Source organism: Xylanibacter oryzae DSM 17970, from assembly GCF_000585355.1.
Lineage (GTDB): Bacteria > Bacteroidota > Bacteroidia > Bacteroidales > Bacteroidaceae > Prevotella > Prevotella oryzae.
On the sequence record NZ_KK073873.1, the window covers coordinates 1,300,685 to 1,316,293 of the forward strand.

Here is a 15,609-nt window from a genome sequence, read left to right on the forward strand (position 1 = left end):
CAGCACAGCGAAGCCGTATAAGTGGATGAGTAGCACTGGCACAGCAGCCGTATGCGTGAATGAGTAACGTCAGCACAGCGAAGCGCATGCACAAAAGCATCAGCAGCGAAACGGTGCGCGAGCGATAACGGTGCGCGAGCTTGCAAACGATAGCGGAGAAGCGTTAAACGAGAGCGACCGAATGAAGCGTTAAGAAACGAAGCTGTCTGAGCGCAGCGAGTTCTTCGTTTTAGCTGAATGACAGAGCGGAGTAGCTTCGCAGCGTGTTTGCGTTTTTTCTTTTGGTTCGGTTTTCTTTTGTACACACAAAAGAAAATGAACAAGCCAGCAACCACGAAGAATAGATCTTAAGGATTAGCAATCCTTAAAACGGACAGCCATCCCCTTTGACAGGCGGTATGTCATCATCATCCTCAAAGTTGAATGTACCCTGTTCAGCATCATTCCTTGGTACCCAGTTCTTGTGATTGATCGTATAGTCGATATACCTAACCATCTTGGCATCACTCGTGTCGGCATGACAGATGTTGTACCTGCCACTTTCGGGGTCGAAACATATGGCTGCATGACCTACGGTTCCCATCCTCGGCTGACTCCTTATCTTGTCTACGTAAACCACGATTCTGTTTATCGAATCGTCCTTGTGCATAATGATACCAGTATCGCAGAGGTTGTAGAACATCGAACTGCCACTGATGTCGTACAGTGTGGGCATCGCCATCTTGCCGCTCGATAGCAGAACAGGCTTGCGGGGATGCGCTACCAGTATTACACAGATACACTTGTCGGTGGCAAATTCGGCCAGCATCCTGATGTTCTCGTTTATCTTCTCATAGTCGGTAACGCCACTCTCATGGCTCAGGTCGATATACGCAAACGGGTCTATGAGCAACAGTTTGATATCCTCCTTGATGATCAACTGCTCTGCCGTATGCAGTATCGTCGGCATATCCTTCTTGATGTCACCGCCTATGTGGAAGATATTACTGTCCATATACCTCTTGCACCGATCGTAAGCCCCATCGTGCACGTTCACTTTATCATGCACATTATAACCCAAAAGTTTTGAGGCATACTCAGTGTAATGCTCCTGTATAGGCCTTTTCTCAGGCGAGAATACCGCACATTTCCATCCGAATCTGACCAACAGGCGAACAGCTATGAAGTCGGCGAAAGTACTCTTACCTGTACCGGGCGAACCGGTGAGGACGATAAACTGCCCTTCAAGAAACCGCATGTTGTTATCCAGTTCATAGAGACCGATCGACTTGCCATCAGGCAGTCCGTTATCACGGATATCATCCATGCCATCCTCTACATCAGTCAGAGTAACGACACCCGACAGCGGACAGTCTACCGCGTTGTCTATGCAGTATTTCACGGCTTCCTTACCGCCCTCTATCAGACACTCGTTGGCATCATTGACCTCCTCCATTTCTTTCCCTACAGGCCAGCTCCACTCTACTATCTTGCAACGGCTCTCACCGAAGTATAGAGCAAGGTTCTTACGTAGTTTCTGTCCCGGAGTATCCATGTCGCCGGCTATGTAGATAGTCTTCAGATTGTCGAGATGCGAATACTTGAAACGGTCAAAATTGCAGACCTCAAAGTTCGACCCATTGGCTACGCTTATCACATTCTCATATCCGCAGTGTGCTATCGACAGAGCATCCATACGGCCCTCGGTGATGAACAGTTCGGTCTGCCCAAGGGCGGCATCAATATTCCATGGTATCAGCTCGCAATCCGAGTCCTGAAGTAGCCGTTTGTCTACAGTGCGATACATACAGTTTACAGCCACTTTGCCATCGTATCCGGGGAAAGCCATGCAGGCGAAATCCAAGCCTTTAAAGTTGCGCACACCCTCCATCACATGCATCCTCATCATGAGGTCTTCGTCGTCAAGTTTACGGCTCTTGAGATAGGCTATGATATCAGGCGAGTGCAATATCTTGAGGTCGTCACATTTAGGCAACTTATAATCGTGCTTGTGCACAGGCCGTGAACGGTCGTTATAGGTTCGGCATTTCTCTTTGAGGATGAACGTCCTTCCGCAATGAAAGCACTTACCGATACCTGTCTTCAGATTCAGCTTGACGGAGGTATCGCCCGGATGACCACGATCATCACGGCATGCAGGACACGTACTGCGGGCAATATCGCCCTTGATATGCTTTAAGTCGAAGTCAGCTTTGGGTACAATCAGAAATCCACGCTTTGTCTCCTTGTATTCTTTCATCGCCCTACTCCCAGCATTGCGTTTTGTTGTTCCATTCCATCATGTCGTCCATACAGGCAGGTGCATCCATCGGTACAATCTCACCGTGTGGCCCTCTGCGCCGCCCCTTCGAATCTATCGTGCCGTAGCCGTCAAACGGTTTGCCGGCCTTTCTCTTAGCCTGCTCTACATTGAAGCGGAGCATATTGTTAATCTTCTTGTTCAGTTCCTCACGTGGAGCCTTGCCCGGACGTATCCAGTTCACGAAGTAGCGCTTGGCACGTGATATGGTAAACGGTTCGCCGTCATCGTAACATCCGTTCATCTCTATCTCATCAATAAAACTGCGTTTTACAAATTCTCTGATCATTTTGTTGGAGCATATGCAAAGAGCCATTCGCTGTTCTATCTTCTCAAGCCAATCCGGTGAACGGAAAATATCTTCTATTAATTCATGAAAATCTGTGGTGCTGGTAGTGGTTCTTATTGGTACACCAGTACCAATATTCTTTGTATTTTGTATTCTTGTATTTTGTATCTGAGATCTGCGCGCCTCTGCGCGTACCTTATAGAGCGTCGTTGATTCACCATTGAGTGGCCGTTCATTCACCGTTGATTCACCACCGGACGGCGTGTCACCAAGAATGGTCTCAATATTGAATGTTTTTTGTAGCAGTCGGCACTGGAAATGTTCGCCCTCTACATCAAAAAGTCCGAAGTCTTTGATGATATGCCATACGTACGATTTCTTCTTGTGTGCCAGCATTGATATTATCAGCAGGGTTTCTTCATTACCGATAGCGTCTTCATACTTTGCCAGTTCGAAAACTATCATCATAAATACACCTAGGCCCTCTGCCTTTTCGGCGCGTCTTAGTTCGTATACTCCTTTGCTTTCCATAAGTTTGCGACTTATCTGAATGTAGCCTGATCTTTTCTTTTTCATACTCTTTATTATTTTTGATTTGATATACTTAATCTAGTGTTTTATTTATTGTGGCGTTTGCCTTGAAGTTCTGGTCTATAAAGTGCCTTGGGTGGTCTGAGTAGCTCACGTGTATCCACTCACTGCCACGGTGGTCGTGCTCCCATAGCAACTGGTCTACATGATTGTTGGTCATTAGTATCTGCCACAGTTTCACGGCATACTCCTTGCTGCGTATATGCAGGTCGGCAGCCTTGCCCGACAGATGCTGGCTCTTGCCAACACCGCCAATGCGCTTGTTGAGCAGCTTACAGCGATAACCTGAAGTCACTATGATAGACTCTTTCAGCATGATACGTGTAGGCTCCAATATGCAGGTGCATAGTTTTCTAAGATTTTCGATGATACCCTCATCCGGGGTATTGTTGATGTGCAGGTTATCCGCTGTATGCGACCTGATGAATTCAGACAACATAAAATGTTCTGATAGTAATTGATGAATATCCAATTTATCCATTTTGATTTGTGTTAAAAAAAAGACAGAGCGGTGGCCGTACGAAGAAGTTCCGTACTTCCACGCACCCTGTCAGATATCACTAAAATAAAGACTTATATCAATTAACCATTGAGCAATATCGCCTTGCGGTTAACTATTGATATTGATAAAAACGTTGATAATAACTTGTGGCGGTTTAAAGTTTTCACCTGAGAAATTCTTGTAGTTAGAATTCCCCCCACCCGAAGGTGGGAGGACCGGATCTGTCATTCGCTTTATCGGCAGCAACCAATATGCTGCGGAATGATTATCCACTGATGAAATATTTTTCATTGGCTTTAAGTTTGCATAGAAACGACGTTGTTTCTACATTGCAAAGGTACTGATAAAACAAAGCCTCGCCAAACAAAAAAAGGGGTCAATTTATGCCAAAAGTGGCATAAATTAACCCCTTTTTTATTTGGTTTTTCCAAAAAAAATATTATACCGTTTAGGGGGTTTGCTATTATTATGCCTGCAAATATTTTTGTAAATGGTTTTACTCGATTTTCCATTATAAAAAAATATGCTAGACGCCACCTTTTCAAAATAGCTAATAGACAAGCTTTCTTTTAAAAATTTAGAATACACATTATAAACAAGATTATAAAAATGCTTCTTGTCAAGCACTCCAAAGTTCGGTAATATAATGAATTTATCGTCTCTCATAATACCTTTTATCACTTCATCCTCAAAAAGTTTTGTGATAAGGTCTTTGAATAGTTCTACTTTGCTTTCGTCGGGTGGTAGAAAAACACGCCATAGCATCATAAAGTGATTAACACATTCTTCGTTTGTTAGAACTTTGGTTTGATTATTTCCTATAGGATCCATTGTATGTTTAAGTTTTATAAATGCAAAGGTACAAAAAAATCATAAAAGATACAAATATTACATGCATAAATTAATGTACAAAATACAATCATTACATCGACGTATAGTATTTCATTTACAATATTTAATACGTATTTACAAAAACGAAATTAAATTACATACATAGGTGGGTCTTGATACGTACGCGTACATATCATATATGTATGTAAAAATAAGGCGTAAACATGACATTACCCTTGATGGTTACTCTTAACTAACACAAACACATCATCAAGTATACGCCCTAGTTGTGGGTTCAAACTCAACTCATTATTTGTGTCTATTTAAATATCAAAGGTGTCTGAGCTAATTTTGAATAACGCAAATACTTACGTAAATGCAAGTACAAAGGTAATAAATTATCAGTTATTATCACTTATGTAAATAAATATCCGGTGCATTTAGTCACATGCATTTGCTGTTTATTCATCAAATAAGGTGACCATATTACGGATCACAAATGCTTTAATTGTTATTCAGCTATTGAATACTATCATACCTTTTTTACACTGGAATAATACAATAATGATGATTTACATAAAGAAGATTAGATATATTATGATAATAAAATTTTGAGCATTAACAATTATTTTATATCTTTGCAGAATATTACAAAAAGTTCATTTATTATGGCTAAAACTAGCAATAGAAAAGCTAGACTTAAATAGAATATTTTTGCATTAAAATAAAATTAATAAATGAAACCGTAATTTAAAACCAATATATTCTTTATGCCAACAAAAAAAAATTACAACGACTTAAAAGAAGAGATCTTGAAGGAGTCCCATAATGGGAAAAGTCCAGAAGAAATATCCGAAATATACAAAATTCCTCAAATAGTTGTCGAAAGGTGGATAGAACAAGAAGAACAAAATATAGATGTTTTTTCAACAGAAGCCAAATTTGTACAACCACCAAAACTGAAAAAAAGTCAGACTGGCAAGATTAAAGAGTTCTTTAAACAAATTATTAATAAGCATTGTATGGTCTGCGTAATTATTATTGCATTAATATGCATTACATCACTTACTTGTAGCTTTCGTAAAAAGATTATTTCTAATAATTCTCAGAAGCAAGATCTTGTTACTAATAACAAAGTTGAATCATTGATAACAATCAATAAAATGATAGAAAAGGATCTAGAAGAAAATAATAAGCAAATAGTTGAGTTAAACGCAATTATTAAAAATGCCATAAAACAGAGGACTAAAGATTCTTTGATAATAATATATAAAAATCACAAAATCAATCGATCCATTATAAGAAAAATTGCTCTCGGTGGAACTCGTAAATATATTCAGCAAAGCTATTCAAAAGTAACTAAAGATTCAATAAAATAATTATGTTTAATTTCTTTTCAAATACATACACATTTGTCATTACCATATTTGCCGCTATGTTTGGTATGGCTTTCCCTTTAATTCTTCAGAGTATTCAACGAATAGATGAAAAATATAATTCAGAATATTTAACCAAACAATTTTACGATGAGAATATATTCAAAAGCTTCAAAACACTGTTGATAATTTTCGCCTGTCTTATATGTCTTTCTCATTTTATATTAGGGGACTTTACAAGTTATATTTTTTTATATTATGCACAATCTTTCTTTTTAGGATATATTGTTTTTCTAGTTATTTTGCTCATATTACTTTTCAATAAAATATCAATTTATTATAATGTTGATAGTTTGTTTTCCTATTTGGAGAAAAATATGACAAAAGATAATTGCTATGCAATTTTCGATATCTTAAAATTTGCATATAAAAAAGGAAAAGAATATATATATAAAAAATCTGTATCTGTTATATGTAAATATTTTCAGAAAGAACAAGAAAAAGCTAAAAGTAGAACGTATGTTGTCTATTCTGATTTTTTATATGATATTTTATCCCAAATAAGTGTAATTATAAAAAATACAGATAAACAATTAACACATTTGGATTTTAGTAATATAGTAGATACCATTCTTACTGTTAATAATAAATTTATCTCTAATAGAACTTATCTTTACCTTTTTTTTATATTAAAAAATGCTTCAACTGTAGAAAATACTATTTTGTTGCAAAGATATTGGAAAGTTGCTAGTTCGTACTATATTAATAATTTTGAAGGCTTACAATCAAATGATGATACACAAGAACATGCAAGAACAGAGTTTTATCATTTCAATATAATGCTGGGAACATTATATGTTTATAAGAAGCAATACCCTTATTTGAAATACATTATAAATTTTACTCAAACATTTCCAGAAAGCTATCCACTTATACCAGGAACAATTAAGGAAATCACAGATACTGCATTATATTTTTCTGAGGATCCTTATTCATTTTTTAAATTTAATATGTTTGATTCTGATATAGGGATAAATGCAGATGAAGATATTGAAAATCAATTATACCATTATCTCTCTCTCTTATTTATTCGCTTATGGTCCATAGATTATTATAATGCTTATAATTCGAGTCCTCTAGAGGAACCATTACCAGCCAATAATATAGATAAAAATGAGGCTTGCATCAGATGCATGAAAACAATAAAAAAATTTGTTAGTGAGTGGTATAAAAGTGACAAGTTGAAAGCTTTCAGCTTGTCACAAGTTCCTGAAGAGGCAACTGTGGTTAAGCTTATTGATAGCAATATAGAAAATTTAAATGAAAAGAATAATGAGATTATAAATAGAGATAGCTATGACAAAAACAAACTCCAAAATATTTATAATAATCTTATATATTATAATGCTTTACCCCAATCTGATTTGTTTACAACAACTGATTCTGAGTCAACTAATAAAAAAGAATTCAATATAGGAAGTTGTGAAAAGCTTGAAAAAAGATGTTTAAAAAAGGAGTGTGATGACGAAAATCCATTCATAGGTAAAATATTATCTACTAGACTTGAATATATTGCAAATTCGAAATGCATTTACCAACTTTTCAATTCATTTGAATACGAAACAAAACCTATCAAATATACGGAATTAGAGCAAAAACTTGCTTCTAAAAAATTAACCACGGATGATTGTATAATAGATATCTCTAGAAATATTAATTTTGAAACAGATGCTAATATATATATTGTTGGTAATTGTAATATAAAGAAGTGTTTATTTATTTGCAAAAAGAAAGATATGCCGTCTTTCTGTATAGAAAAGACATCCTTTACTAATACAAATGGAGAGACATCTATTTATCCAAATGGTAAACAATTGATTGGTCCTAATGGAGAAGAATTGATTGATCAAAATGAGAAAATATTTATTGAACCAAAAGAGATAGACAAATACAATCACCTTTATGCATATGTTACAAAAAGTGATGACATTTCTTATAAGATATATGCTGTTCAAACTATCACAATGGAATCCCCCATAGTAGAGAAACCTCATGGCACACTAATAATAATTACAGGTTAACAAAAACGTGGAAAATTTATATTAAGTATGTATTTCCACTTTGCTATCAAACCTTTGGTTCGGATATAGATCAAATTATCTCTCGATTTTTTACATACCCAGCCCACCGGTTGCTCAAGAAATTTTATAAGTTAATCGGATAATTAACTATTCACTGTTCTCATTGCCTATACGTTCAGATTTAACGCATAAGGAGATAGAAGGACAAAAAACTTGTCCCTCTGTGGTTAAGGACATATCACGAAGTACGCAGAATACGAAAGACAACGTCTCTAACGCTTTAATAAAGACTTTTGGGCATCAATCAGATGAATACATTTGCAACTGTTTTATGGCATTGACATTGCCATTTTACGAACAAATCACATACGTATTATACGTATAAATGGAACAGCTTATGCCTTATTCTCCTCGTTTAATTTGTCTTGTGCTTCTTTTCTATTTTTATAAGTTAAAGTATAATTAGGATTTATTTCAATAGCCTTATCAAAATCTTTTATTGCTTCTAAATAATTGCCAAGCTTTAATTTTACATTTCCTCTATTATTATATGTTTCTGCTAATTTAGGATTTAATTCAATCGCCTTATCATAATCTTCTATTGCTTCTACATTCTTGTCCAAATTAGATTTGGCATTCCCTCTATTGTGATATGCTTCTGCAAAATTTGGATTTAAATCTATTGCTTTATCAAAATCTTCGATAGCCTCTTTATATTTCCCCAAGAAAACATAACATAAGCCTCTTTTATTATATATGCCAACAAAATTAGGATCTAACTCAATAACTTTATTGTAATCATTTATAGCGTCTAAATATCTTTTTAAATTAACTTTTGCATTTCCTCTATTGTCATATATAGTAGTTAAATGAGGGTTCAATTCAATCGCCTTATTAAAATTTTCTATAGCTTCTTCGAATTTCATTAATTGAAATTTTAAAGTTCCTAGATTATTATATGCTTCTGCAAAATTAGGATTCAATACAATTGCTTTATTATACAATTCAATTTGTTTATTTGGATCAGTCTCACTCAATGCTTGAGCAAAATACTGTATTGCCTCAGATATTGTTGCTGCTTCCTGCGCCTTCTTCATATCGCCATTAATCTTTTCTTTTAACTCAGAAATTGAATCTTTATCTTTTTGTACTTCTGCTTTCATCTGTTCTTTAATCTCTTCTATTCTAATTTCGAATTCTTTGATTTTAGAAATGAACCGTTTTTCATAATTTCTATTAATCAAAATTGGAATTAAGATACTGACGATACCAATAACGAGAGCAATAAACCAAGTATAGAAATTAATCATAGAAGTAGTATCCTCATGATATTGCTCTATATTGAATTTTGCAATTTCACTTAAATCATTATACTTACTCTTTAATTCTTCTTGTTTCTGTTGTAAGTTATTAATTTTATCTATTAAAGAGTCTTTTTGTTTGTATGTGTTCTCAATATGAGACTCATTACTTACGTCTGTTTTTTTTGCTTGCGTGGGAATACAAGTAAAAAAGCAAATAGAAAAAATTAATAAAAAGGCGAATCTTATTGCTTTATTCATGATACTATATTGTTAAGAATGTCATATTTAAGTTGCAAAAGTAATAATTATTTTACAAAACGTACATATGATTGTGGAACTTTATATTAAAAACAAAGAGGCAAGCTATCAACTCACCTCTTTGTTTTCTACAATGCTGGACCATCCTCCGGTTTATAAGGTTTAGCTTTATCTAAATAAAAAATTAAAAGTTTTCCCCTTATTTCCCAAGAAGAGTCTGGAGCTATTGTATCATTATTAACTCTCGTAATAAAATCTGGAAAGATCAAACCACTGAGTACATATTGAATCTAAGTCTTTCATTATTTTGATTCAACCGGAAGAAATTGTTCACTTAAGAATGAAATAATGTTTGTCCGACAAGCTTTGATTGACCAATCAGAATGCACTCCATCATAACTTGCATGTTCATAATAAAATTTAAAGTTTTTGTCGTGTAAGCGTGCTACTATTTTCTCGCACATTAAAGGTGATGGCCAGACCTGATCGCGCTTGAAAGAAATGACAAGAACAGGTCCATGTATTTTCTCAACAGGAATTGTAGCGGCTTTTACCTTTATTGTGTCTTGCAACGCTTTTTCAAACATCCGTGTTCTATTGCCAGAAAACATTCCTTTAATTGAAGTCCAAGAAAATGGTATCGACACAAAGGGTAGTTCTCGTCCTTTCTCACTCCATGCAGAATGTTGCCTACCCAAGGCATCGAATAAACCAGTTGGGGGGCCAGGGAAAACAACTGAGCTTGGGTCAATTGCAACCACCGCATTAACCTCCGGATACCGGCTCCCTAAAAGTAATGCCAGCTCTGCTCCGCGAGAAACACCAACCAGTGCATAATTGTTAGAAATCACCATATCTTTTTGTGCAGACAACCAGCGAAACGCCTTCTGGAAGTATTCTAAGGATATGCCTCTAAGATTTTTCGGGAGACTATCTGTCCCAAAGTATGGCAGCGATAAAACGCAAAACCCATGATCAATAAGTTCCTGGATGAACTCTGGGTGATAACTCCAACTTCTGCCTCCTTCAGATCCTCCTAACAGAACTATAGCCTTTTGTGGAGTGGTAGATGTTCCGTGAAAGAAATCGGCATCCAATCCGTCAATCTTGACTGATAATAAAGTAATTCCCTTAGGGACAGTCGTGGGACATACTGAATATGGTAAGGTATGAGGAGCAGAACATTGGGTTAACAGCAAAAAGGCAGCGCAAAGGATGAAAAGAACTGCAAATGGCTTACACTTCTGAGTGTTGTACCTCAAATGTTTTAGCCTAACTTTCAGAGAAATTTTTATTGTTTTATCCATATAAGTATTTTGATTTTGTGGTCAGAAAATCCACCCACCTTAGTACGACGAAGCTTTAACATACAAAATTATTCTGACACGGCAAAAATAACAATAAAATCTGAACGTATCACCTCTTTTGGTAAAATATTTCATGTAATAGATATTTTCTCATCTTTGATTTGAGAAAACTAATTGTATAACAAACAATGGTTTGTTGTTTTTAAAACAACTTTCCAGGTTCACTCCACACTTTGTGGCACCTGTTTAAATCTTTCAAAGAGGAATAGGTTATCATGCTTTTATTTCAAAACTGCATGTTGAGTTTTTAAGATAGTCAGATGATGGGATTCAGGGTTAAAAACTACAAGCTAAAAATAACGGTGGTTTGTGGTTTTTAAAACAACTCTATATGGATGTTTTTAGATAACACCTAAGTATTATTTCTATAACTAACAATGGTTTGTGGTTTTTAAAACAACTTTTACAGGGTAAGGCCTGTTTCTAACTTTTTAATGAGATACTCATAAAATTCTTTTGTTACTATATCTGTACTGTAAATTAAATGCAGTTAAAAGTAAAACTTTACCTTAATAGTTATTTGACTTGACTTTGTGAAATATATTAATGATATAAGAAAACACTTTTTAAATCTCATACAATACATATTGTTACACTTTTAAGCATTTATATTACTATTTTTATAAAAAAAACTTAAATAACTTACAATATAGCATATGTTTTAATATTATTTTTTATATTTGCAAAAATATCGTAATTAATCATTACTTGAGACATGCAGCACTAATTTAATTTAATTTTACGATATATAAAGACGTCGAGCAACTTATTATAGTTGAGGTGTTCATAAAAAGTATAAGTTTATATTACCACTAAATTAAAAGTTATGATAACAAAAAAAACTGTTTTTACCCTTCTATTTTATTTGTTTGTGTTTCCCAGCCTTAGGCCAGTCTGAAATGTGTTTGATCCTTTAACGGGTAATACTGTGAGATTTTATGGTAATTTAAAATCGTTTGATCTTATCCATTAAATAAATTTATGACGTTAAAAACATTGAAATATGAAAAGAATTTATTTTTTAATCTTGTTATCAATCGTTAGCCTGTCTGCTTTTACCCAACAGATTAGCGAACTAGACAAAAGCGTGAATAAAATGATGGAGCAGGCTGAAAGCTATATCCCTGATTTTCATCGCAAATCTGTCACAGCATCATATCCTATATTCTACGTCCTAACCAAAAAGGAGTATCGCAAGATGACTTTCTCTCAGATTCCTACTTATAATCAGATAGACCAATACATAGATTTCGATCATTTAGAACTCGAGTGTGTTTTGGCAAAGGCTCCTGAAGGTATTTGGGATTTATCAGGTAAATATGACGATTATGATTCTTTCTGCTATACCAAAAGAGCGAATGATAGATTATTCGATTATTTGGATAGCATTAAGCCTGATCGTGTGTATAATCTTTTCGGAGAATTCTTTTTAAAGCTGATAGAAAAAAATGGTCATCGCTATTTGATTAAAGAGATAAACAAGCAATATCAGCCATGTGAAATAATTGATATTGAACCAGATGTTACATTTTTTAATACATGGCTTTTCCCCAACAATACAAAAAAGGCGCTAATCTATACTAACTAAATTCTGATTCATTGTTCTATGAACAATGTCACAACATTATGACCTAATGAAAGTTTAAATAATGAACTTGCTTTTGCTATTTATGCGGAAGAAAGTGTTTGCATATTTGCTCCACATGAAATAAGGTTACTTTACCAAATAACTATTTCGTTATTTCTATTTACAAGTTACAACTATTCTCATGCGGAGATAATGCCGTTTACGTTGATGCATTAAATCTCCAGGAGACCATGCAGTTATAAAAACAATACAGGCACTTGCTAATTAAGCAAGTGCCTGTATTATTATATAGATATTTCTTTACGCTATTAAGCTCCGTGGAATAGATATTCTTTCTGGGTATCCTGAGCTAGTAACGTGAAGAGTTTTTCTGCAACAATATCTAAAGCTTTTAACAAGATGCTGTTAATAGCTCAATGACCTCTACCTTCCAAATTACCAATTTGAGATGAAGTGAAATAAATTACATCAACTGACTGTTCTCCTATATGATTTCTCAAGAACTTTGCTGCAGCCTTTTTGGTTGCAGCATCAGCACCTGTAAAATGTTTTGAAAAACTCGCCATAAGAAGGCCTACTTGACTATCTGTCAATATTTTCAGATTCTTATCGCAAAAATTGATGTAAGCTATTTTATCACTTTTAGATTCCGTTTCAATGAATTTCAAAGCACCATCAAACGTTCCATTCTTATCAAGTTTGAATTGTTTGATTTCTTTTTTTAGAGTAGAGAATTCAGCTTCATCATAGTTTTTTGAACCACTAAGCAGTGCTAGAACCTCACGGTTGTAGAGCTTAGAGACAATAGAGTCTATGTCAGACTTGTCACTTGCATTGAATCGTGAAAGATTAGCCATCATAAATCTAGCAGGCTTGTCAAATGGAGAGTTAAGAAAAGACTGATATATAAACATGTTTTCGTGTTTCAAGCGATCGGCATCAGATAATGATGTAAAATAATCATATACCATATTATTAATTTCAAACACCTTTTTGTCATAATCCTCTTCCGAGACGTTTCTTCCGGTAGGTATATTTTCTATCAAGTAAGATGCATATGCATTGATAAGTCCGGGTGTACGTTCGCCTTTCTCATAACGCTCTTTCATTATCTCAGGTTTTTTAGCGGGGTCAAGAGCGCGGTCTATTTCATTGATGAACGCAGTCGGCTCACGATAACCGCAGACGTTTAAAATCTCTTTTTTATCTGAGTTTATTATTACGAATGTAGGATACCCCTCTATTTTATATGTTTTTGAAAGTTGTACACCTTCGCCCTTTTCTGCATTTACTTTGATACATACAAAATGACTGTTCATATAGTCTCCAACAGATTTATTTGGAAAGACTTCACGAGACATCAAACGACATGGTCCACACCAATCTGTATAAAAATCAATAAATACCATTTTGTTTTCACTCTTAGCCGTAGCAATAGCTTCATCATAGCCTATTGCACGAAAGTTTGTTTGTGCTTTTGTCATCAGGCATGACATAGCAACTAAAGAAATTAATAAAATCTTTTTCATTTTAATTTTTACTTAATCGTTTATATTGAATATTTGCAGTCCAAAATCCCAATACGTTGTATCTATCATCATATTAAGGTAGCGTATACTCTTCACATTACCCATTCCGCTTACTACATTTATCGGGGCTCCTTGTGGTATACCTCCAACCATATTATAAAAATATAGCTTATACTGATTTTCTTTTTGTGTCCCTATAATAAGGTTGTTAAAACTAGTATCTCCACCATTCCAAAACTGATTGCTTACGTAAGTAATAGTTTCATCTGCATTGATGCCCTGAGGCCTTATCTCTGATTCGGATAAATCACTATTGTCAAATATTGAGGCATAAATTTTGCCACCATCTACACAATATATATACTTGGCTGTAAGGCCATTGGTACTGTAAGCCGTAGCTCGTGACATATGCGTATTGGGCTTAATCAAGTATCTGTTATTCAAAGATATATGTCCAAAGCTAGATTCGGTAAGATATAAATATCTTGCACCTGTTGCGTTGTTTTGCAATATGACAGTAGCCGTACCTGAACTATTCATATAATTATATCCTATATGCAGACAATCATAGTCGGTAAGGTTTTGTGTAGTTTCAAGTCCTGATCCATCACCATATTGTGCTTCTGACAGATTGGCATTATAGTCTGTAAAAAATAAGCTATGCGCTTTCTCATCCCAAAATATTGTTCCACCATAAGATCCAATATCATGAGTTATATATTTGCTACCTCCACAAACAGCATATAACTTTCCAAATTTACCACTACAGGGACTTGAGTATGAACTTGCGGCTGATATTGCACGAATACCTTTGGATGAATAATAGAATAAATAGCCAACAGAATTATTAATGATGCCATAAGGTATCTCGTCATCAGCCATTTTATCAAACAGAAGATTGCTCCTATCAAATATCGTTTTCAGATCTGTACTACGGCTTACACATATGTTTTTATTTTGTGTTGTAACAGTTATGCTGTTTGTACTTTCCATTTCATTATCGTCTGGATTGATATAATACATATTATAGTCTATATCAAGTTTTTGTGGTTTGCCTTGTATCGGACTGCCATTAATTTGTGTAAACAGATTACTTTCCATAGCACCATCGCTGTTAAGCAAATCCAACTCAGTATTATGATCTGCTGTCTCTTTCATTATATAAAAGCCCTGCGAAAAATTTGTCAGCACTTTAAGTGAAGAAACCATGTATACGGTGTAACCATTTGTTTTTGATTTTGCAATGAAACGTATTTGATAAGTACCTGGAGAAATAGATACATTATAGTTAAGATCCTTGCTCGTTCCTATTATAACAGGTGCTATGGTATCACCGTTTGCTGTAGTGCTGCCTGTTTTGCTACTTAACAGTAGCCATTGGTATTGCATGTCATTATCAGCATAATCTGTTTTAACAGTAGGCGTTATATTTAATACCTGGCCAATATATGCGGTTTCTGTATATGAATCTGCTATACCACTAACTGTAATATTGCCTACGTTGTCAATACCCATTGAACTATCATCAGTAAGACATGATGACAGTGATAACACAAGTATCACAACTAATATAAATAGAATGTTTTTCTTCATA

11 protein-coding genes are annotated in these 15,609 nt (G+C 34.8%); 3 read left to right on the plus strand and 8 right to left on the minus strand.

Going from position 1 to position 15,609, the window contains the following annotated elements; all coding sequences use genetic code 11:
- Positions 1-364: 364 nt before the first annotated feature.
- The 4 genes from XYLOR_RS05445 to XYLOR_RS05460 form a co-directional block, all read right to left on the minus strand.
- Positions 365-2,239: a bifunctional DNA primase/helicase gene (locus tag XYLOR_RS05445; protein WP_036877654.1), complete on the minus strand. Its 1,875-nt coding sequence runs from the start codon at positions 2,237-2,239 to the stop codon at positions 365-367.
- Between the two features lie 4 nt (positions 2,240-2,243).
- Positions 2,244-3,164: a DUF4373 domain-containing protein gene (locus XYLOR_RS05450; protein ID WP_036877655.1), complete on the minus strand. Its 921-nt coding sequence runs from the start codon at positions 3,162-3,164 to the stop codon at positions 2,244-2,246.
- 28 nt (positions 3,165-3,192) lie between these two features.
- Positions 3,193-3,660: a D-Ala-D-Ala carboxypeptidase family metallohydrolase gene (locus XYLOR_RS13590; RefSeq protein WP_036877657.1), complete on the minus strand. Its 468-nt coding sequence runs from the start codon at positions 3,658-3,660 to the stop codon at positions 3,193-3,195.
- Positions 3,661-4,095: 435 nt separating this feature from the next.
- Entirely contained in the window at positions 4,096-4,512 is a 417-nt protein-coding gene (locus XYLOR_RS05460; protein WP_036877658.1) for a hypothetical protein, read from the minus strand.
- A gap of 770 nt (positions 4,513-5,282) precedes the next feature.
- On the opposite strand from XYLOR_RS05460, the gene XYLOR_RS05465 reads away from it, so the two are divergent.
- On the plus strand, positions 5,283-5,891 hold the full coding sequence (locus tag XYLOR_RS05465; protein WP_036877659.1) for a hypothetical protein: 609 nt from the start codon (positions 5,283-5,285) through the stop codon (positions 5,889-5,891).
- 2 nt (positions 5,892-5,893) lie between these two features.
- Entirely contained in the window at positions 5,894-7,969 is a 2,076-nt protein-coding gene (locus XYLOR_RS05470) for a hypothetical protein (RefSeq protein ID WP_154655675.1), read from the plus strand.
- A 395-nt stretch (positions 7,970-8,364) separates the two neighbouring features.
- On the opposite strand, the gene XYLOR_RS13290 is transcribed toward XYLOR_RS05470, so the two are convergent.
- On the minus strand, positions 8,365-9,531 hold the full coding sequence (locus tag XYLOR_RS13290; protein ID WP_051508887.1) for a tetratricopeptide repeat protein: 1,167 nt from the start codon (positions 9,529-9,531) through the stop codon (positions 8,365-8,367).
- Between the two features lie 302 nt (positions 9,532-9,833).
- Positions 9,834-10,838, minus strand: a complete 1,005-nt coding sequence (locus XYLOR_RS13295; RefSeq protein WP_051508888.1) for an alpha/beta fold hydrolase — start codon at positions 10,836-10,838, stop codon at positions 9,834-9,836.
- Between the two features lie 1,063 nt (positions 10,839-11,901).
- Between XYLOR_RS13295 and XYLOR_RS05485 the strand changes: the two genes are divergently transcribed.
- The gene (locus XYLOR_RS05485) at positions 11,902-12,486 is read left to right on the plus strand and encodes a hypothetical protein (protein ID WP_154655676.1); all 585 of its coding nucleotides are present in this window, start codon (positions 11,902-11,904) and stop codon (positions 12,484-12,486) included.
- A 413-nt stretch (positions 12,487-12,899) separates the two neighbouring features.
- Here XYLOR_RS05485 and XYLOR_RS13300 read toward each other — a convergent pair whose 3' ends face one another.
- The gene (locus XYLOR_RS13300) at positions 12,900-14,015 is read right to left on the minus strand and encodes a thioredoxin fold domain-containing protein (protein WP_084608531.1); all 1,116 of its coding nucleotides are present in this window, start codon (positions 14,013-14,015) and stop codon (positions 12,900-12,902) included.
- A 12-nt stretch (positions 14,016-14,027) separates the two neighbouring features.
- Positions 14,028-15,608, minus strand: a complete 1,581-nt coding sequence (locus tag XYLOR_RS05495; RefSeq protein WP_036877662.1) for a PKD-like family lipoprotein — start codon at positions 15,606-15,608, stop codon at positions 14,028-14,030.
- Position 15,609: the final 1 nt, after the last annotated feature.

What these genes read in the sequence shown, in the direction of transcription:
- XYLOR_RS05445 (WP_036877654.1), bottom strand. Translation starts at nt 2,239, where the DNA reads ATGAAAGAATACAAGGAGACAAAGCGTGGATTTCTGATTGTACCCAAA.
- XYLOR_RS05450 (WP_036877655.1), bottom strand. Translation starts at nt 3,164, where the DNA reads ATGAAAAAGAAAAGATCAGGCTACATTCAGATAAGTCGCAAACTTATG.
- XYLOR_RS13590 (WP_036877657.1), bottom strand. Translation starts at nt 3,660, where the DNA reads ATGGATAAATTGGATATTCATCAATTACTATCAGAACATTTTATGTTG.
- XYLOR_RS05460 (WP_036877658.1), bottom strand. Translation starts at nt 4,512, where the DNA reads ATGGATCCTATAGGAAATAATCAAACCAAAGTTCTAACAAACGAAGAA.
- XYLOR_RS05465 (WP_036877659.1), top strand. Translation starts at nt 5,283, where the DNA reads ATGCCAACAAAAAAAAATTACAACGACTTAAAAGAAGAGATCTTGAAG.
- XYLOR_RS05470 (WP_154655675.1), top strand. Translation starts at nt 5,894, where the DNA reads ATGTTTAATTTCTTTTCAAATACATACACATTTGTCATTACCATATTT.
- XYLOR_RS13290 (WP_051508887.1), bottom strand. Translation starts at nt 9,531, where the DNA reads ATGAATAAAGCAATAAGATTCGCCTTTTTATTAATTTTTTCTATTTGC.
- XYLOR_RS13295 (WP_051508888.1), bottom strand. Translation starts at nt 10,838, where the DNA reads ATGGATAAAACAATAAAAATTTCTCTGAAAGTTAGGCTAAAACATTTG.
- XYLOR_RS05485 (WP_154655676.1), top strand. Translation starts at nt 11,902, where the DNA reads ATGAAAAGAATTTATTTTTTAATCTTGTTATCAATCGTTAGCCTGTCT.
- XYLOR_RS13300 (WP_084608531.1), bottom strand. Translation starts at nt 14,015, where the DNA reads ATGAAAAAGATTTTATTAATTTCTTTAGTTGCTATGTCATGCCTGATG.
- XYLOR_RS05495 (WP_036877662.1), bottom strand. Translation starts at nt 15,608, where the DNA reads ATGAAGAAAAACATTCTATTTATATTAGTTGTGATACTTGTGTTATCA.